The organism is Bacillus sp. ES1-5 (assembly GCF_022487605.1).
GTDB classification, from domain to species: Bacteria; Bacillota; Bacilli; order Bacillales; family Bacillaceae_G; genus Bacillus_A; species Bacillus_A wiedmannii.
Genome location: NZ_JAKVPU010000001.1, coordinates 1,576,369 through 1,594,799 on the forward strand (window position 1 = coordinate 1,576,369; position 18,431 = coordinate 1,594,799).

The 18,431-nt window shown below is 34.1% G+C and carries 20 protein-coding genes, 1 tRNA gene and 1 pseudogene; 4 read left to right on the plus strand and 18 right to left on the minus strand.

Going from position 1 to position 18,431, the window contains the following annotated elements; genetic code table 11:
• Positions 1-8: 8 nt before the first annotated feature.
• From potC to inhA1, 5 genes are all read right to left on the minus strand, one after another.
• Positions 9-809, minus strand: coding sequence for a spermidine/putrescine ABC transporter permease PotC (gene potC, locus MKO96_RS08130; protein WP_000714199.1), 801 nt, complete (start codon positions 807-809; stop codon positions 9-11).
• A gap of 6 nt (positions 810-815) precedes the next feature.
• Positions 816-1,664 (minus strand): spermidine/putrescine ABC transporter permease PotB, encoded by an 849-nt coding sequence (gene potB, locus MKO96_RS08135; RefSeq protein WP_000715495.1) that lies wholly within the window; start codon positions 1,662-1,664, stop codon positions 816-818.
• Positions 1,661-2,644 (minus strand): spermidine/putrescine ABC transporter ATP-binding protein PotA, encoded by a 984-nt coding sequence (gene potA / locus MKO96_RS08140; protein WP_000720323.1) that lies wholly within the window; start codon positions 2,642-2,644, stop codon positions 1,661-1,663. The genes potB and potA overlap by 4 nt, the downstream gene beginning before the upstream one ends.
• Positions 2,645-2,880: 236 nt before the next feature.
• Positions 2,881-4,248 carry an aldehyde dehydrogenase gene (locus tag MKO96_RS08145; RefSeq protein WP_240587190.1) on the minus strand — a complete coding sequence of 456 codons (1,368 nt, stop codon included), beginning with the start codon at positions 4,246-4,248 and terminating at the stop codon, positions 2,881-2,883.
• Between the two features lie 171 nt (positions 4,249-4,419).
• Positions 4,420-6,807 carry a M6 family metalloprotease immune inhibitor InhA1 gene (gene inhA1 / locus MKO96_RS08150; RefSeq protein ID WP_240587191.1) on the minus strand — a complete coding sequence of 796 codons (2,388 nt, stop codon included), beginning with the start codon at positions 6,805-6,807 and terminating at the stop codon, positions 4,420-4,422.
• A gap of 342 nt (positions 6,808-7,149) precedes the next feature.
• Between inhA1 and MKO96_RS08155 the strand changes: the two genes are divergently transcribed.
• Positions 7,150-7,284 carry an anti-repressor SinI family protein gene (locus MKO96_RS08155; RefSeq protein ID WP_000276217.1) on the plus strand — a complete coding sequence of 45 codons (135 nt, stop codon included), beginning with the start codon at positions 7,150-7,152 and terminating at the stop codon, positions 7,282-7,284.
• Positions 7,285-7,363: 79 nt separating this feature from the next.
• Complete coding sequence (locus MKO96_RS08160) at positions 7,364-7,687, plus strand: helix-turn-helix domain-containing protein (protein ID WP_000578867.1); 324 nt, start codon at positions 7,364-7,366, stop codon at positions 7,685-7,687.
• 75 nt (positions 7,688-7,762) lie between these two features.
• On the opposite strand, the gene calY is transcribed toward MKO96_RS08160, so the two are convergent.
• The 6 genes from calY to MKO96_RS08190 all read right to left on the minus strand — a co-directional run bounded on the left by calY (position 7,763) and on the right by MKO96_RS08190 (position 12,812).
• Positions 7,763-8,356, minus strand: coding sequence for a biofilm matrix protein CalY (gene calY / locus MKO96_RS08165; protein ID WP_240587192.1), 594 nt, complete (start codon positions 8,354-8,356; stop codon positions 7,763-7,765).
• A 401-nt stretch (positions 8,357-8,757) separates the two neighbouring features.
• The gene (locus MKO96_RS08170) at positions 8,758-9,570 is read right to left on the minus strand and encodes a DUF4047 domain-containing protein (protein ID WP_240587193.1); all 813 of its coding nucleotides are present in this window, start codon (positions 9,568-9,570) and stop codon (positions 8,758-8,760) included.
• A gap of 161 nt (positions 9,571-9,731) precedes the next feature.
• Positions 9,732-10,319 carry a TasA family protein gene (locus MKO96_RS08175; RefSeq protein ID WP_240587194.1) on the minus strand — a complete coding sequence of 196 codons (588 nt, stop codon included), beginning with the start codon at positions 10,317-10,319 and terminating at the stop codon, positions 9,732-9,734.
• Between the two features lie 62 nt (positions 10,320-10,381).
• Positions 10,382-10,951 carry a signal peptidase I SipW gene (sipW, locus tag MKO96_RS08180; RefSeq protein WP_240587195.1) on the minus strand — a complete coding sequence of 190 codons (570 nt, stop codon included), beginning with the start codon at positions 10,949-10,951 and terminating at the stop codon, positions 10,382-10,384.
• 191 nt (positions 10,952-11,142) lie between these two features.
• On the minus strand, positions 11,143-12,429 hold the full coding sequence (locus tag MKO96_RS08185; RefSeq protein ID WP_240587196.1) for a D-alanyl-D-alanine carboxypeptidase family protein: 1,287 nt from the start codon (positions 12,427-12,429) through the stop codon (positions 11,143-11,145).
• Between the two features lie 155 nt (positions 12,430-12,584).
• The gene (locus MKO96_RS08190) at positions 12,585-12,812 is read right to left on the minus strand and encodes a hypothetical protein (protein WP_000251858.1); all 228 of its coding nucleotides are present in this window, start codon (positions 12,810-12,812) and stop codon (positions 12,585-12,587) included.
• A gap of 284 nt (positions 12,813-13,096) precedes the next feature.
• Between MKO96_RS08190 and MKO96_RS08195 the strand changes: the two genes are divergently transcribed.
• Positions 13,097-13,321, plus strand: a complete 225-nt coding sequence (locus tag MKO96_RS08195; RefSeq protein WP_240587197.1) for a hypothetical protein — start codon at positions 13,097-13,099, stop codon at positions 13,319-13,321.
• A 189-nt stretch (positions 13,322-13,510) separates the two neighbouring features.
• A tRNA-Val gene (locus MKO96_RS08200) sits at positions 13,511-13,583 on the plus strand.
• Between the two features lie 296 nt (positions 13,584-13,879).
• On the opposite strand, the gene MKO96_RS08205 is transcribed toward MKO96_RS08200, so the two are convergent.
• The 7 genes and pseudogenes from MKO96_RS08205 to MKO96_RS08230 all read right to left on the minus strand — a co-directional run bounded on the left by MKO96_RS08205 (position 13,880) and on the right by MKO96_RS08230 (position 17,757).
• Positions 13,880-15,121, minus strand: coding sequence for an ABC transporter permease (locus MKO96_RS08205; RefSeq protein ID WP_197235892.1), 1,242 nt, complete (start codon positions 15,119-15,121; stop codon positions 13,880-13,882).
• Positions 15,114-16,013 (minus strand): ABC transporter ATP-binding protein, encoded by a 900-nt coding sequence (locus MKO96_RS08210; protein ID WP_240587198.1) that lies wholly within the window; start codon positions 16,011-16,013, stop codon positions 15,114-15,116. The genes MKO96_RS08205 and MKO96_RS08210 overlap by 8 nt, the downstream gene beginning before the upstream one ends.
• A 32-nt stretch (positions 16,014-16,045) precedes the next feature.
• Entirely contained in the window at positions 16,046-16,114 is a 69-nt protein-coding gene (locus tag MKO96_RS29475; RefSeq protein ID WP_369294513.1) for a hypothetical protein, read from the minus strand.
• Between the two features lie 344 nt (positions 16,115-16,458).
• Positions 16,459-16,820: pseudogene (locus MKO96_RS08215) on the minus strand (hypothetical protein).
• Between the two features lie 136 nt (positions 16,821-16,956).
• On the minus strand, positions 16,957-17,139 hold the full coding sequence (locus MKO96_RS08220) for a DUF3976 domain-containing protein (RefSeq protein WP_240587199.1): 183 nt from the start codon (positions 17,137-17,139) through the stop codon (positions 16,957-16,959).
• A 28-nt stretch (positions 17,140-17,167) separates the two neighbouring features.
• A complete protein-coding gene (locus MKO96_RS08225; RefSeq protein ID WP_046957056.1) occupies positions 17,168-17,545 on the minus strand; it encodes a hypothetical protein in 378 nt (125 codons plus the stop codon).
• 2 nt (positions 17,546-17,547) lie between these two features.
• The gene (locus MKO96_RS08230) at positions 17,548-17,757 is read right to left on the minus strand and encodes a helix-turn-helix transcriptional regulator (RefSeq protein ID WP_000428506.1); all 210 of its coding nucleotides are present in this window, start codon (positions 17,755-17,757) and stop codon (positions 17,548-17,550) included.
• Positions 17,758-18,431 lie beyond the last annotated feature (674 nt).

Genomic DNA, 18,431 nt, shown 5'->3' on the forward strand with positions numbered 1-18,431 from the left:
CGTTCGTATTATAAAGGAAGGTGTCCTCCAGAGTTTTCTTCACCATCTGCACCTTTGTTACGGAAGATTTCAGATAAAACCATTAATCCTACGATAGCCACAATTAAAATTGTAGAAAGTGCATTAATTTCTGGTGATACTCCGCGCTTAACCATACTGTAAATGTATAATGGCAATGTTGTTGATCCTGGTCCTGATACGAAGAAACTAATTACAAAATCATCAATTGATAATGTGAATGTTAATAATGCTGCTGAAATAACTCCTGGTGCAATTGCTGGGAACGTTACATAACGAAACGTTTGCCACGGCGTTGCTCCTAAATCATTCGCAGCCTCTTCTAAATCACGTCCCATACCAGAAAGACGTGCTGCTAAAATAACGACAACAAATGAAATACTAAATGTAATGTGCGCAATAATAATTGTTGTTTTGCCAAGTTCCATACCTAATTGACTAAATAAGATAAGTAAAGATAACCCCATTAAAATATCAGGAATTAATATTGGTAAATACACAAGACCGTTAATAGCCCCTTCATAACGATATTTATAACGATGTAATGCAATGGCGAAAATCACACCAAGAACTGTCGTTACAATCGTCGTTACGATCGCAATCGTCATACTATTTACAAACGCATCAATAACATCTTGCTTTTGAAATAAATCTGTATACCAATGGAATGTAAAACCTTCCCATTCCGCATTAATGCGAGAATCATTGAAGGAATATACCATTAAAACCATCATTGGAAAATACAAGAACAATAAAATTAACCAAGAATAAGAAACTAAAAACTTCTTCATCTTTGCTTATTCCCCTCCGTTCCCATCATATTTATATACTTTCGTTGCACGATAATATAAGTAAATTAACAGAACAGAGAATAGAACAACAATCATAGATAACGCAGATCCAAACGGCCAGTCACGCGCTCCTAAGAATTGATTTTGAATTACGTTTCCGATTAATGCTACTTTCGATCCACCCATAACGTCTGATACAACAAACATTCCGATAGAAGAAACAAACACTAAAATAGAACCAGTAGCAATCCCTGACATCGTCATCGGTACTGTTACATTCCAAAATGCCTTTGCTGGTGTTGCTCCTAAATCATAAGCTGCTTCTAGCTTACGCTTATCAAGCTGCTCAATCGCTGCATACACCGGTAAAATCATAAATGGTAATAAAGAATAGACCATTCCGAGTATTACAGAAGGTGTGTTATATAGTAAATTTAAAGGTTCACTTATAATACCTAGTTTCAATAGCAATGTGTTTACAAGACCTTGTGAACGTAAAATAACAATCCATGCGTATGAACGAACAAGGAAGTTAATCCAAAACGGGATCGTTGCCAATAATAAAAGAATTGAACGGTATTTGCGATCAACAATTGTAATTGTATAAGCAAATGGATAACCAATTACTAAACAGATTACTGTTGTAATAACTGCAATCTTAACAGTTTCCCATAACGTTCCCATGTATAGTGGATCAAACACACGAGCTATATTCTCTAACGTAAATTGCATTTCCACTGTCCCATATGCCCCGCGCTGCATAAAGGCAAATGCCAATACAAACAGAAGGGGAATTAGGAAGAAGATTAACAGCCACGCGACTGTCGGTAGTGCGAGTAATTTCCCTTTTTTCAATTTAAGGTCACCTCGTCCTCTTGCTCCCAGCCTACGTATACATTATCTCCAATGCTCCACTGTGCTGCTTCTTCAGCAGTTTGATATGCCATTAGTAATTCTGATGTTTTCTCGTCACGTACATACAGCTTTTCCATATTTCCAACAAACTCAACGTCTTCAATATGTCCAAGATGGTATTCTTTTAAAATCGGCTCTTCAACCGAACGTACCTTCACGTTTTCAGGGCGAATTGCTACATAGCCTTCCCCGTTTTTCACAATATTATTTTCACCGATAAATGTCGCAACGAACATTGTTTTCGGCTTATTGTAAATTTCTTTCGGCGTTCCGATTTGCTCAATATGTCCTTTATTCATAACGACAATACGATCACTCATGCTCATCGCTTCTTCTTGATCGTGCGTTACGTATATGAATGTAATTCCTAAATTACGTTGTAAGTTTTTCAATTCACGTTGCAAATCTTTTCTTAACTTAAAGTCTAACGCCCCAAGTGGCTCATCTAGTAATAATACACGCGGGTTATTCACAATCGCTCTCGCAATTGCTACACGCTGCTGCTGTCCACCAGAAAGCTTTGCAGGTTTACGATTACGGAACTCAAGTAACTGCGTTAAACGCATTGCCTCTTCAGCACGCTCTTTCTGCTCTGCTGCCGGTACTTTCTGCATTTTCATACCGAAACAAATATTTTTCTCCACATTCATATGTGGGAATAGCGCATAATGTTGGAACACTAAGTTCATATGACGCTTATATGGTGGCAAATCGTTAATCTTTTCATCATCTAATAAAAGATTCCCTTTAGTTGGCGTTTCAAAACCTGCGATCATGCGAAGTAACGTTGTTTTCCCGCAACCACTCGGCCCTAAAATCGTTAAAAATTCCCCTTCTTTAATGTCTAAAGAAAGAGGTGGGATAATCACTTGATTTCCAAAATGTTTTTCTACTGCTTCAACTTTAATAATCTTTTTCATTTTCCCGTCCTATCTACCTTAAATTTTAATTTTTATATTCATGAATAAATATTTATGTTCTATAGACTATTTTTTGTTTCGATCCAAACAAAAATGGTTGTTTAGCAGCGTTCTCTTCTATTCTTTATGTAGTATGTTTGATTCATTTTTGCATGATACATATGTCGAACAGAAAAACCCCTTCCATTGCGAAGGGGCTATTATCATACGGCTACGCCTACTGATAAACACCATCATCATTTTAACAACTTTCGTATGAATTTTAAAGCACTTTTTGTAGAAGAGTAACGAATTTTCATATCGAATGCCGTAGATTGGGCTAAAATGCTTTTATAATGTGAAAAAGTCCGAAAACTTTCTTCCCCATGATAACTACCTAATCCACTACTTCCAACACCACCAAAAGGTAAATATGGCGTTGCAAGATGATAGACAACATCATTAATACAGCCTCCGCCATATGAAATATTACTCGTCACTTTCTTTTGTACTTCTTTATCTTCAGAAAATACATATAACGCTAATGGCTTCGGATGTTGCTGAATTGTTCCAATTACCTCTTCTATGTTGTCGTATTCTACAATTGGTAAGATCGGACCAAAAATTTCATCTTCCATAACAGTACTTTGCCATGTAACATTTGTTAACACTGTTGGTTCTATATGTAAAGTTTCTTTTTTATAGTTCCCGCCGATTACCGTTTTACCATCTTCCAAAAATGAACATAAACGGTCAAAATGACGTTCAGTCACAATTCGTACATAATTGTCATTGTTTAGTGGATCTTTTCCATACTGCTCCGCAATTTCGTGTCGTAATGCCTCGATTAACTGTTCTTTCACCGAAGCATGCACATACATATAATCAGGCGCTACACACGTTTGCCCTGCATTTAAAAACTTACCCCAAACAATTCGTCTTGCTGTTACATCTATTTTTGCATCTTTATGTACAATACATGGGCTTTTTCCCCCAAGTTCTAACGTGAGTGGCGTCAACCGTTTCGCTGCAGCTTCCATCACAACTTTTCCAACACCGACACTACCTGTAAAGAAAATATAATCAAACGGTTCCTTTAACAATTCCGTACTCTTTTCTACACCGCCTTCTACTACCGCTACAAGCTCTTCTTGGAATAATTCCTCTAACATCCTTGTAAGCACTTTGGAAACGTTTGGCGTTAGCTCTGACGGCTTTAAAACAATTGTATTTCCAGCCGCCAACGCTCCTACAAGAGGTGCAATTGCTAATTGAAACGGATAGTTCCACGGTGCAATAATAAGTGTCACACCGTACGGTTCAGGCACTACCTTCCCTTTTGATCCAAAATGAGTGAGTGCTGTTCGAACCCGCTTTGGTTTACTCCACGATGAAATATGCTTCAATTGAAAGGAAATTTCTTTTAATACATATCCAACTTCCGTTGTAAACGACTCATGAACTGACTTATTTAAATCTAATTTCAATGCCTGAAATATTTCTTCTTCAAAACGCTGAATGCCTTTATAAAGCTTCTTCAAATTATTCTTTCTCACTTCTACACTTCTCGTATGGCCATTATAAAAATATGCTTTTTGTTTATTTACAATAGAAGAAACACTCATCCATTCACCTTCTCCCATTATTTTTATCCAATTCTTTCATTATTTATATAGACTTCATATATAATAAATTTCTATTCGTAAAGTTACATTATATATAATTTCTTCTTTTATATAAAATTCATTGCTCACAAAAAAACTACCGAAAGAAAATCTCTCGGTAGTTTTACTGTATTAACGATATAAACGAACAGCACCTGCAGAATTATCATCAGCTTGTCCTACTACTTCAAACTTCAGGCCAAGATTCGGTAAAATACGTCCTGCATCTGGAATCTGTTTATTAATATACGTTTTCGAATCATCAAACTTCGGTACGCCTGCTAAGCCATTATACGTATACGTTCCGCGCGTTGGAGATACAACTTTCCAAGCTGGCGTTTTATCAAATGAGAACGCCGCATCAGCGATTTGGAATCGTGTACTACTTGCTACTGTTGGTTTACCATTTAAAGTTCCAACAATTGCTTCTGGATGAGAATCAACTACGCCAAGGAAACCATGTCCTGGATGTAAACCAACCCAGTTATCTATATAAGCTGAGTCTGCATACCATACAACCATACCTGAGTTATATTCTGGACCGCGAGCATATTTCAATGCGTTATCCGAACCAGCATAGTTTCTCCACTCTACATAATAGTTATGTTTTTTCTTCTCTGTTCCATTAGATACAGCGAATCCATCTAATTTGAACTGCGGTGTACCTTCTGCATCATCAGAGAATGCAACTTTACCATCTACTGTTAATGACGCATTATCAAGTAAGAAACCATTTAATGCTAAACCACCATCCGTAATGTACTCAAATGTTAATTTAACTTTCTTGCCTTTAAATTGACTTAAATCATATGACTTGTCAATCCATTTTCCATTTGTCGAATCTGCCTTTCCACTATTTGCTTTCTCGCCAAGTCTTTCAATTAACGTTTGTTTACCATCTTCTGTTACAGCGTGTACTTCAAGGAAATCATACTCAGCTTCAATCTCATATAATGATTTGAAATCGAATTTCGTATTCGTTGCATTTGTTAAATCGAACAGTGGTGTTTCCATTTTCGTGTGAAGATTGTCACCTTTTGTGCTGTAGTAATACTGTTTACCAAATGCTGGATCAATTGCTTTTACATCTTTATCTGGTAAGTTAACACGAATCATACCTGGTCGGTTAGATTTCGTAACACTTTGGTCTAAATATGTTGCTAGACCGATACCTTTATTTAATTTCTCGTAATCTACTTCTACGATATTTGCCCAGTTACCACCGATTGTTTTTTGGAAAAACTCTTTATTTTGTGGTGAGAAACTCGTTGGCGTTGTTCCTGCAATGTTACCAGCCCAGCTTCCGCCACTCATAACAGACCAAGCTTGAATTGGTTCACCGTCACCAGTATAGTCTGTATCATACTCATCTGGAAGACCTAAATCATGACCATATTCATGTGCGAATACACCAACTGCGCCATCTTCTGGTTCAATTGTGTAGTCGAATGCTGCGATCTTTCCGCCCCAATATGGAACTTTCGCTTGTGTGCCTTCAATTGGGAATGGTTTTGGTCCAACAGTCCAGCGATGTGACCAAATTGCATCGTCACCTAATTTACCACCGCCTGCTTCTTGTCCAACACCCGCATGGATAATCATTAAGTGATCGATTAAACCGTCCGGTTGTTTTTGATTTCCATCGCCATTTACATCATATTGATCGAATTGATCAAACTCTGATAAATCAATACCGCTATCTACAGCTGCTTTTAATGCATCTTTTACTAAATCACGTGGTCCTTTTGGTCCTTTATTATCATGACCTGTCGCACCATCTGCACCGTAATCAGCAGCTTTACCAGGAACTGTTAACCATTTTGTAACTGTTCCGTCTACTGTATAACTACCGCCAGATTGCTCTTCGTAATATTGTTTAAACGTTTCGATTTTGCTGCCATCCTCTAATGCGAATGGCTCATTACCGAATAACATTTTTTCATAATGTTCTTTGTTAAAATCGTCAGTATACATATAACCAGGTTCTTTATCAATATTGTTATGTTTAAAGTCAGCGTACTCTACAAGTAAAACGAGTACTTTATCTTTACGAACTTCACCGTTATATTCTTTTCCCTTTGCTGGAGAAGTTGGTACTTTACCATTTAGACCACCCTTAACTGGGCCTGTCGCTGCAGGTGTTCCTGTTGCTGGTTTGTCTAACTTTTCTTTCGTATCAGCTTTCGCATCTTTCACTTTCTTTAAAAAGTCAGATGCTTCTTTCGTAAGTGGGTCCCCATTTGATACTTCTTTCCCAGGATTTTCACCCTTTTTGTTCTCTACGTATTTTTCGACGGCTTTCTTTGTTTCTGTCTCTGAAGCCTTCGAATCAATTACCCCACGGTTTTTTAGCGCATTTGCTAAACGTTCTTCTGGAATTAAATGATCATCGACTGGGCTCGTAGCTGCCTTATTCACAGGTGTTTCAGCATATGCAGACTGGCCACCCGCTCCGAATGAAAGACCTAACACAGCTGTCAAAGCGATTGATGACAAAACTTTGAACGGTTTCTTGTTCATCCCTTATTTCCTCCCCTAATAAAAAATATGTATTACAAATTAGATTTTATTAAAAATTCAATATTTTTTCAATATTTAGTTATATTATGTAATTTTTTTAATATATTTGTAAAAATTTCATAGTTAGTATACGAATATATCACAATTCAACAATGTTTTCTGAAAATATTGAAAATTTTTGTCAGAAACTTTATAATTTCCATAGAGGGAATTTAATGGGGATTTTATCTTTGTTTTATCTACAAAATATTTGATAATTCACTATATAAAACACAAAATGCGATTGCATTATCATATATTCTGTAGCAGCAGTTATGACCGATAATTAGGGAGGAATTACATTTGTACAAAGATAAGACTGACGCACTGGACCAAGAATGGATTGATTTAATACTTGAAGCTCTAGACGCTGGTATCGCCCTGCAAGATATCGAACATTTTTTCCAACGTATGAAGCCATCCAGTCAGGCTCAATAGGCTTGTTCTTTTTAACGAAGTTTATGTTATAATAATGACATCATAAGACGACTACATATTGATAGAAAGGTGCGCAAATATGATTGGAGAACGTATAAAACGCCTTCGCTTACAAAAAGGTATTTCATTAACTGAACTTGCCGAAAAAGCTGGTGTTGCTAAATCTTACATTAGTTCTATAGAACGAAATTTACAAAAAAACCCTTCCATTCAGTTTCTTGAAAAAATTGCAGCAGTTCTACAAATTCCAGTTGATACTCTACTTCATGATGAAACAGCAAAGGAAAATCACTTAGACTCCGAATGGACACAACTCGTTAAAGATGCGATGAGCTCAGGTGTCTCCAAAGAACAATTTCGTGAATTTCTTGAATTTACAAAATGGAAGCACGATCAAAAATAATAAATAGAAAGAAGTGCTTACAACCGGCACTTCTTTTTTCTTTATAAAAAAAAGCGGGGATTCCCCGCTTTTTAATTATTTTTCTTCGCCAGCTTCTTGGTTAGCATTGAATGTCCATTCTAAATTCAATGAATCACCTTGGAAGATATTTTGTTCTTTCTCATTATCTACAAATTCAAATTGTACCCATAAATAATCCTCTGTACCAGCTGCTAATCCACCCTTTTCTCCCCACTCAGGAGCAAAGATGTCTTTAGCTAAAAGATCTGGATCAGTTTTTTGTAAGTCTGCTAAAGTTGTTTCATATACAGGCTCACTTTGTTTATCCCAGTTCCAAAGGAATTTCACTTTAACGTGCTTACCAAAGTCTTCACCAGCATTATCGCCTTTTGCATCTTTCACAGTATACTTTGTTGCTAGTTTAACGTCTTTAATTGTTAATGAACCGCTATTCTTTAATAAGAACTCTTTCTTAACAGAATCCCCTGGTTTTAAATCTTTAATATCTACAAGCGTTTTAGGGTCTAATGTAAGATCTAACGTCCCAGCTGCAAATGTATTATTTGATACTTCTTTATCGCTAAAGTAAGCGAATGTTCCTCCACCAATTAAAGATAACCCCAATGCTGCTGATGCAACTCCCATACCTAATTTCTTTTTCAGACTCACAATCAATTCCCCCTAGCTGTTTTTTATATTTTTATTTCTATCTCTTATTTAAAATAAGAGATGTAACTAAAACTATATTAGCTTAGCTAATATTTGTTCTTTTTTAAAAACCTTATGTTCATTATAACGAACAAACCTATATAAATACAACACATATTTATTAATATTTTCAGTTATTTTTATTTCTCAATATTATTTTGATTTTTCAGTAAAATATAAAGAAATCAAGAAAAGATTTTGTTGATTTCTTGACCTATCTCCACTAATTCGTATCCCTCATCCATCTAACTACCTCTAGGTGGCTAAATAAGATGAGAAGGATACGAAAAATAGGCGAGTGATAGTGCCCTCCTCACCTATTTGTTTTATGATCCCTATCTGCTCTGGAATGTTACTATATTTTACTTGCTATCTTTATATTTCTGTTCTTCTTGTTTCTTCTTCTCTTCTAGCTTTTTCGCTTCTTCTTGTTTCTTCTTCTCTTCTAACTTTTTTGTTTCTTCTTGCTTCTTACTCTCTTCTAACTTTTTCGCTTCTTCTTGTTTCTTACTCTCTTCTAACTTTTTCGCTTCTTCTTGTTTCTTACTCTCTTCTAACTTTTTCGCTTCTTCTTGCTTCTTCTCTTCTAATTTTTTCGCTTCTTCTTGTTTCTTACCCTCTTCTAGTTTTGCTGTTTCATCTACTAGTAACTTCTCAAAATCTTGAATTTGTTTATCAATCACCTGTAACTTTACCTCTTTATCAACATACTCACAATTGTCTTTCACTATATGGAAGCCCGCATTCACATACGAGAATACTTGCTTATTCGATTCGGTTGTATTACTTTTTAACTCTTCTTGCACTTGATTATAAGGACTCTCTATTGATACATATACTTTTTGTAACAATTCTCTTTCCGCAACTATTTTCTCACGCCCTTGCTTCCACGTAGCAAGCACCTGCTCTAACTCTTGAATGGAAGTAAAGGTTAATTTCAATTTCATCCCTTCATACTCACGCAAAATAACTTCCTTATGTTGCTTAGCTTGTTCTGTTAATTGATCAACTGTTTTTGGAAAAATACTTGCTGTAGAAATGGCAGCCGTTACTTTCGTTTCATGAACGAAAGCTGCTTCTGTATAAGTCATCATTTGAGAGCCTAAATAAAAAGTAATAGAACACAAACATGGCAATATAAGTATCTTTTTGAATTTTCGAGGTGGCTTCAGCATTTTAATCTCTCCTATCGAACAACTCGTTCTTTATCAAGAACTATACCTTTATTATAATAAAGTGAATTATAAAATGATATAAGAAATTATGTTTCTTTTACATTTCACTTTTAGCAGAAAAAGAGACTATCACTTTTGATAGTCTCTTTTTGTTGTCCTTATTATTTTGTTTCACCATCGCCTTGTTGTGCATCAAACGTCCAAGTTAATTGTAGCTTATCACCCTGGAATTCATTTTGATCTTTTTTATTATCAACGAACTCAAATTTTACTTTGAATTTATCAGATTTACCTGCAGAAATACCTTTTTCATCCCAGAACCAAGCAGCTAAATCGTTATTTACCGCAGTAAGTGTGTCACCCTTCAATTTATCTAACGTTGTTTCTTTTACGATTGTTTCATGTTTGTCTACATTTTTTAAGAATGTTACTTTAATATGTTTACCAAAATCATCTTTATTATCTTTCTTCGTATCTTCTACACTATAGTCTGTTTTTAATAGAACTTTTTTAATATCTAATGTACCTTTATTTTCTAATTTAAATTCTTTTTCAACTGTATCACCAGGTTTTAAATTCGATACATTAACAACTGTTGATGGATTTAATGCTAAATCAAGCGTACCAGCGGCAAATGTATTGTTCGACACTTCTTTATCACTGAAAAATGCAAATGTTCCTCCGCCAACTAATGCTGCTCCTAATACTGCTGATGCGATACCCATCCCTAATTTTTTCTTTAAAGTCATGTCCATATCCCCTTAATTTATATATTTGTCAACTTCCTAATCGGAAGATATAACCAATCGAACTAGACGGATTGTTCAACTTTTTTCTCTTTCTTTTCTCCGTCGATGCTACGAATAGCACTAAAAATAGAAATCGCGGAATAGCCTAGTAAAAATATTCCTGGAATAATAAGAAGTAAAGCAGCTCCAGCTTTTGAATTCGCATAATTTAATGCATACCCTGCATAAGGAACTGTAATATCCGCATATTTTCCAATGACATTCTCCGCAAGTACTGGTTCTAAATCAGCACCGTTGTTGTTATCCCCTTTTGTTTCATACATTACTTTTCCATTTGTATCTTTCACACCGATAATACGGTGAGTGATAATTTTTTCATCTTTCTCTTTAAAGGTAATAACATCGCCTTTTTGATATTTAGAACCATCTTTCGTCGGCTCTATCGCAATGATTGATCCTGTTAAAAACGTCGGTTCCATCGATCCTGATAACACTGATTTAAATTGATATCCCATCACTGTTGGATCCCCACCGCTCGCTTTTGAAGAAATAACTACAAAAGCTAAGCAAATCATCAATGCAAATAAAACAAATGAGATAACGTTGCTAATCACCTTCCAAATTAATTTCATCGTTTCTCTCCCTCTCCGTTGTTTTATATTATTTGAAGTATGCAATATTCACCCTCGTTCTTTAACAAGAACACAAGTAAATAATATAACGAACAAAACAGAAATGCAATAAGAAAATTTACAATTATTAGTTATTTTTAACATAAAAAAAGACTGTGACAAATTCTCTTCACAGCCTTTTAACTAGTAATTTATTTTTCTTCTGATTTCATTCCTGTTGTATTTCGGCGTAGCACTACAAATAAAATAGCTCCAAATAATAGAGCGGCACCGATCCCGATGCTTATTATTTTCACATTTGATTCGTTTACTTCAGGCGTAGCCGTATTTTTTTTAGGCATCGCAAAAGTAACATCTTCTTTAGAAAGAACATTTATCGTCGCAATTGTTTGATTATTTTTCGTAATATCAACTGCACCAACTACCTCACCACGATGAATTCCTTTATGATATAAAGAATCTTTATCTAATGAAGCTGTACGGAAAATCGTCCTCACATTTTTTCCTTCATCTTTCTTAAGCATAAGTTCTGCACTTTTTTCAAGTTCGCTATCAATATCTTTATTTAAATACGTTGTCTTTTGATGCCAACTATGTTTATCTAGTACAGTTTGCTTTACAAATTGACCGAAAGAATAGTCCGCCATCTGCTTCAAATCTTCATAAATTTCAGGTCTTTGAGAAGCCATCACTACATTTATAATACGATTTCCATCCTTCTCATTTAATAAAACGAGCGTATTGCGCGCTTCATTTGTAAAACCCGTCTTTCCACCAATGCTATATGGATTTTCAAAATAAGTAGACTTGTTGAAAATAGAAACCGTCTGTCTAGATGTCGTCACTGTCGTTCTTTTCGTATTCATTGCTTGCAAAATTTCAGGATACTTTTGTACGCCTCTCGTAATCATAGCCATATCAAATGGCGTTGTATAATGGTTCGGATCATGCAATCCATTTGGCGTTACAAAGTGACTATCTGTAGCACCTAATTGCTTCGCTTTCTCATTCATCATATGAGCGAAATTCTCAACACTTCCGCCAATACGCTCCGCAATCGCATACGACACATCATTCGCACTCAGCACCATTAAAATCATAAGCGCAGTATTTCTATTAATCGTCTCACCAGGTTGAAACTCAATTTGATAATTACTCTTCTCTTGATCTAATGCTAATTGTGAAAACGTAAATTGATCCTCTGGCTTCGTATGCTCCATAAGTAAAATTGCTGTTAACACTTTCGTCATACTAGCTGGAAATGCACGATGATGTGCGTTTTTGTCATACAAAACATCTCCAGTTTTCGCATCAATCGCAGTTGCAAACTGACTAAAAACATTTGGTCCTTCCGCAGGTGGTGGTGCCACTTGCTCCGGATTTACTCCAATATTCGTCTCAGCATATAACGTCATAGGTGTCAAAAAAAATAAACAAATAACGGTAATAAAAGCCAAATTTTTCTTAAAATTTACCATATGACTCTCCCTTTTCACTATACTCTCACAGCTTAAAAACCGAACCTACCAATCCATATGTAATTTGTATTAAATTGGAAGAATATTCACTGTTTTTTACTATATCATACTTTTACGATAAAGAACATAAATATACAATAAAAAATAAGAAGGAATTATTCTTTCTTATCCTTCTCATCAATCAATGAATCTATTAAATTTTGACTAGCTTCCTCGGGTGTAATCTCATCTGTCATCCCCATAAACGACCAACCTTTAGAATCGACCCACTCAACAAACTCTTGTAAAAACTCATCATGTGTAACATCCACATCAAGAATCGAGCCATTAATCGAAATCGTTCTATTTTTAGATACACGCATCTTGAACGTTTTCCTTACCATTACAATAATTCTCCCTCTACTTCTGAATATTTATGAAATAATCTTGTATCTCTGTTATACATGATTTTAAGTAAATTGTAAAAAGGATATATTGGCCAATTTGCATATTGAACCCGGAAATCTATCATTCTGCAAAATATCAAATGATATGTAATTGATCATAAATGACTAAATAAATCCACCTAAAAATAAAACAAATTACATTTTATCACACCAAATACAAATGAATTTCGTACAATAGAATGGAATATACTAGTAGAAAACTTTAAATGAGGAGGAACTCCATGGCGCGTTGTACGTATTGTAAAACGCAGTGGAAAGTAAAAGATGTATGGTCGATACTCGTGACATTTGAAAAAGATTGTCCGTATTGTTTTGGGAGGCAGTATCTATCAAAGAAAACATTGAACGCTATGCCAGAACTTATTAGCTTACCTTTACACTTCTTATTCCCTTTTCTTGTCGATTTAAGTGATGAGGGTCCTTTGGATTGGTATCGAAAAAAATAATATAACCGCTTTATTCGAACCCACTTTGCATTAAATTCTCTACTTATATATTCCTTAATACACTACTAACGTGATTCCAAATACTTTCTCTTCAAAAGATTACCATAAAAATATTGTAAAATTTCAGTCTATTTTATATGATTACTTTAGCATAACGATTAAAAGTGCTGTTACATACGCATTTTTGAAGGTCCCGTAGCTCAGCAGGGAGAGCGCCACCTTGACAGGGTGGAGGTCGCTGGTTCGAGGCCAGTCGGGATCATAGGAACCCCCCCCTTGATATTCAAGGGGGTTTCTTTATGTAGCAAATAAATGATTATTATTAAAACTAAATTCCCCCCCTACTTCTTGTCTTCATTTTTGAGAAAGCCATAAATTATATCAATCATAGCTCTGCGTTGTTCGCCAGAACTCAATTCTTCACTTTCTTCTTGGAAGCTTTTTAAAGTTTTCTTTAAAAAATATCCTAATACAATAATTTATATATAAAAATTATTGTAACAACAAAGAACTACATAGATTAACTATGTAGTCTTTTTAAATATGAATAAGCCAATCTTATTTTTTCCCTAACTTGATTGCCTTTTTGATATTACTAAATGCACCTTTACCATATAATAATACGCCACCGCGGTAAACACGACTCGTTAAACCAATCATCATACATATTGTTGCTATTAGAATCGCTAATGCAAGCGCAATCTCCCATACTGGGATATTGAGGAATCCAATTCGTACGAGCATAACAATAGGAGTAAAGAAAGGTATATAACTAGTAACGGTAACAACCGCGCTGCTTGGATTTGACATTCCATAAATTGCGATATACAAAGCAGCAAGTAACATAAACATCAGCGGCATAACAGCTTGAGAAGATTCCTCTATACGAGTAATGATAGAGCCAAATAGACAAGATAATGAGCCATATAATAAGAATCCTAATGTGAAGAATAGAATCCCATAAAACACTAGAGTAGGAGCAACAGAATTTAAATCAATACTATTTAAAATATCATTTTTCGAATCATTAATTGCTGTTTTATATCCAACAGTTGCGACCAAGCCCCAAATTATGATTTGCGTAATACCTGCCAATAATGTTGAAAAAAGTTTCGCATATAAATGTTTTGTAGGCGAAATACTTGAAACAACTAACTCCATAACACGAGAAGATTTCTCTGTTGCAACATCTGTTGCTAATTGTGCAGCATACATTAATATCATTACATAATTTAGTATGATAAAGACATTAATTAAAATCCCTACACCCTCAGTATGTTCTCCATCTTTAACCTTATCTGAAACCGTTTTGGTATGAATTTCTACTGGCGTTGTTAACACCTTTAATTCATCTTGTGATAGATTTAATTGCTGCGCGAAATTAGAAGATTGTATTTGAGATAAAATCGTTTGAACCTTACTAACATCTTGCTGATTTGTATCTGTCTCAGTTATATACGTAGCCTTTAGTTGCTTATTATCCAATTCCTCTACAACGATTGCATATGTATAATCACCATCTTTAACACCTGATTCTGCTTTTTGTTTATCCGTACTATGTTTAACATGTATCTTACTATCGACATTTTTAAACACTTGTTGAATTGTTGTATATAATTCTTCTTTTTCTGTAACAACGACAACTTGCTCTTCCTCGTTACCTACAAAATAGTTATAAATTTTTTCAAAATTCATCATTCCTATAATTAACATAGAAATCATGATTGTAATAACAATATATGATGTAGCTTTTACCTTAGATTTATAGTTTTGTAAAAAAATCGTCCAGAAACTATTCATGCTGTGCACCTACTTTCTCAATAAAGATGTCATTTAATGTAGGTTCCTCTACTGCGAATTTTTTAACAAAACCTAATTTCGTTATCTCTTTAAATAAAACATGCGAAACTTCTTCATATGAAATTTTAAGAGTAACTGCATTTTTACGTTTCTTCATACTTTCTACACCTTTTATTTCTTTCAAATGGTCAAAGTCATGATCGCCAACGATTACAACGTTCTTTTTACCAAAATCACTTTTAATTTTGGCAATGTCTCCTTGAACAACAGGTACTCCTTTGTGCATAATACAAATGTTTTGGCATAACTCTTCCACATGTTCCATACGATGTGAACTAAAAAGAATCGACGCCCCTTGTTTTTGTATATCAAGAACAGCTTCTTTTAACATTTCAACATTTACTGGATCTAAACCACTAAATGGTTCATCTAAAATTAAGAGTTCAGGCTTATGTATAATCGCTGTTATCAGCTGAATTTTTTGCTGATTCCCTTTTGAAAGTTCTCCTACCTTTTTGTCCAGATACTCAGTTATATTAAAACGCTCCAGCCAATAGTGAAGTTCTTTTTCTGCATCTTTACTTTTCATGTTCTTTAATTTTGCAAAAAAGTTAACTTGTTCTTTGACAGTCATTTTCGCATAAAGACCACGTTCTTCTGGTAAATACCCAATCTTATCCGTAACATCATAATTTATAGGTTTGCCATTCCATGAAATGGTTCCGCTTGATTTCGATAAAAGTCCAAGTATCATTCGAAATGTAGTCGTTTTACCTGCTCCATTCCCGCCCAAGAATCCAAATATTTCACCTTTTGGTATCTCGATATTCAAATTATTCACTGCAACATGCTCGTCAAATTTCTTTGTTAAATCTTTAATTAGTAAACTCATTATCCACGCCCTTAATTCCCAAGATGATTTATTTATACAATTGTATATCCATTGTCAACAACAATATTTTGACCTCTAATGGCATCGCTTTTATCAGACATTAAAAATAAGATGACATTTGCAACATCTAAAATCCCAAAAAATTACCTATGTGGTATATTTTTCAATAAATTATTCCCTTCAAAAATCATTCATTACCAACAAATGTTATATTTTTCATTATAAGGTTAGCATAAGATTTAGAATAACCAATATGCAATTTTACATATTTTAATATTTTCATAAAGTATTTCTCCGGAAAAATTTTCGTTATGTACTTTAAAACAACTTATAGGCACATTTAAGCTGCTCAATAGATAAATCATTCGTTTCTATTTTTTCAAAAGTTCCTGCTTTCCATCTCATAACGCTCACTACCCTCTATTTTAAATTTGTTTCTTCATTATTATAGTACTTGCTTTAACATCAGCATTGCTATTCTATATTCGTCACCATAAGGTTCCGTTATGATTAAAGGCGAATGAACATTTTTTTTTCTTCAATCATTGTGAATACTTCTATTTTTTCTTGTAATGTGTTGGATTCACTATCTTTAGTAGGCTGTTTGCTTGTTTCAATTTTCTTCGTCACTTCGCCAAGTTTTTGCCCAGCTTCTTCTGCTTTTACAGGTTCATTCGTAATGTAGTATTCCTGGCCCTCCCATACTAACATAGGTGGCACTTGTTCTCGTTTGTTACATATTATATAAGTAATACTAGCTACAAGTAGTAGACATGTTAATAAAAAGAAGATAGCTTTTTTGTTCATATACTATTCTCCTTATCTATCATTTTATTGGATTATATAATAGGAAATATAGTCACTAAATAGTTTTTATGGTATTTTTTAGTATTAATTTCAAATAGAAAAACCTTACTATAAAGTAAGGTTCCATTTTTAAATTCTATAGTGACTGGTTTATTAAAACAATCATTGCGATGATCGCTATAAACATAACAACTAAACAGCCGATCATTTTATAAAAGCCTCGTTTCGTTAACGTCCCACCTTGAACGTCTTTCCGAATAAATAAGAATACGGCTAAAAATAATACAAGCCCAATGCCAAAAGCATACATCATTTGCATATGTTAATCTTCCTTTCTCTCTTCCATCTTAATATCTTTTCGATAAAACAACAAATGAGATAAAAACTGTACTCATCGTAAGTGCCATAAGTATGTTTAATAGTTCAACCGCAGATAGTGTAATTACGTGTAGATTTAAACCGAAAGAGAAAAGAAGGTAATATGCCGTTAGCGCAAAAAAGCTGAAGAACATTCCTTTATAACGAATAAGTTTCATTCGCTCATCTTTTTCTTTAAATTGCGGGTGTAAGTAACTTAAGCAGAAACACATAATCATCATCGCAAGTACTGTATACGTTGGAGCCGGTGGTGCGGAATGCGTCATTATGCCCGCTAATACCATGGTTCCACTCATAATAAAGAAAATAATTCCCATAATTAAAAAGTACTTTTGTGAATAATTCATCCCTATTCCCCCTCTTCTTTTCCTTCATAAATAAATACATGTTCTATCGTTGTCTGAAATGTTTTTGCTATTTCAAATGCTAACGGAAGTGATGGATCATATTTTCCCTTTTCAATTGAAATGATGGTTTGTCTGGAAACTCCAAGTTTCTCAGCCAATTTTTCTTGAGATAGTCCAAATTTTTTTCGGTATTCAACCATTTTATTTTCCAAGGAAATTTCTCCCTCCTCCCTTATATCGAGTATATATGTAAAGGAAACTTTACGTCAAGTTTCCTTTACATATATTTTGTTTATTTTTCGTTCTATTTATATAGAAGAAACTTTTCATTTTCAGCACGTCTATTTTGAAATGAAACGCGGAACACTGTAAATAATTGTTACTATATCTCCTCCTCTCTATTTTTAAAATTTAATATCTCCCTATTTGTTTTATCCTTTTAAAATATTTCATCCATCTCTTTATTCCACAAAATGCGTTATTGGTTTTACGGTGTTTTTCGTCATATTTATAGAAACTAACTGTTTATGAAGCATTTTTTATGTTTAGCAACTTTTTTTGTAGAAATCCTTCACTTTCCTTTCAATATTTAACACTATCTAAATAAAGTTTACGATAAATTCATAATTTTTTATTTTTTATACTATATTCCGTTATATTGTTGTATAATATCAATGAAAGCGCTTATTATTTCAATATACATAATTCGAACTCTTTTTTATCGAAACATTCTAATTATTATACTTATATTTACATGCAACAATTTTAGTTATTCGTGTAGGTATACCAAATATATCCACCCCATTTTTCTGTAAAATTACTTTATAACATGAAAGATTAACTTGGGTGATAAGTTATTGTGAATGTTTTTTTACAAAACAGATAA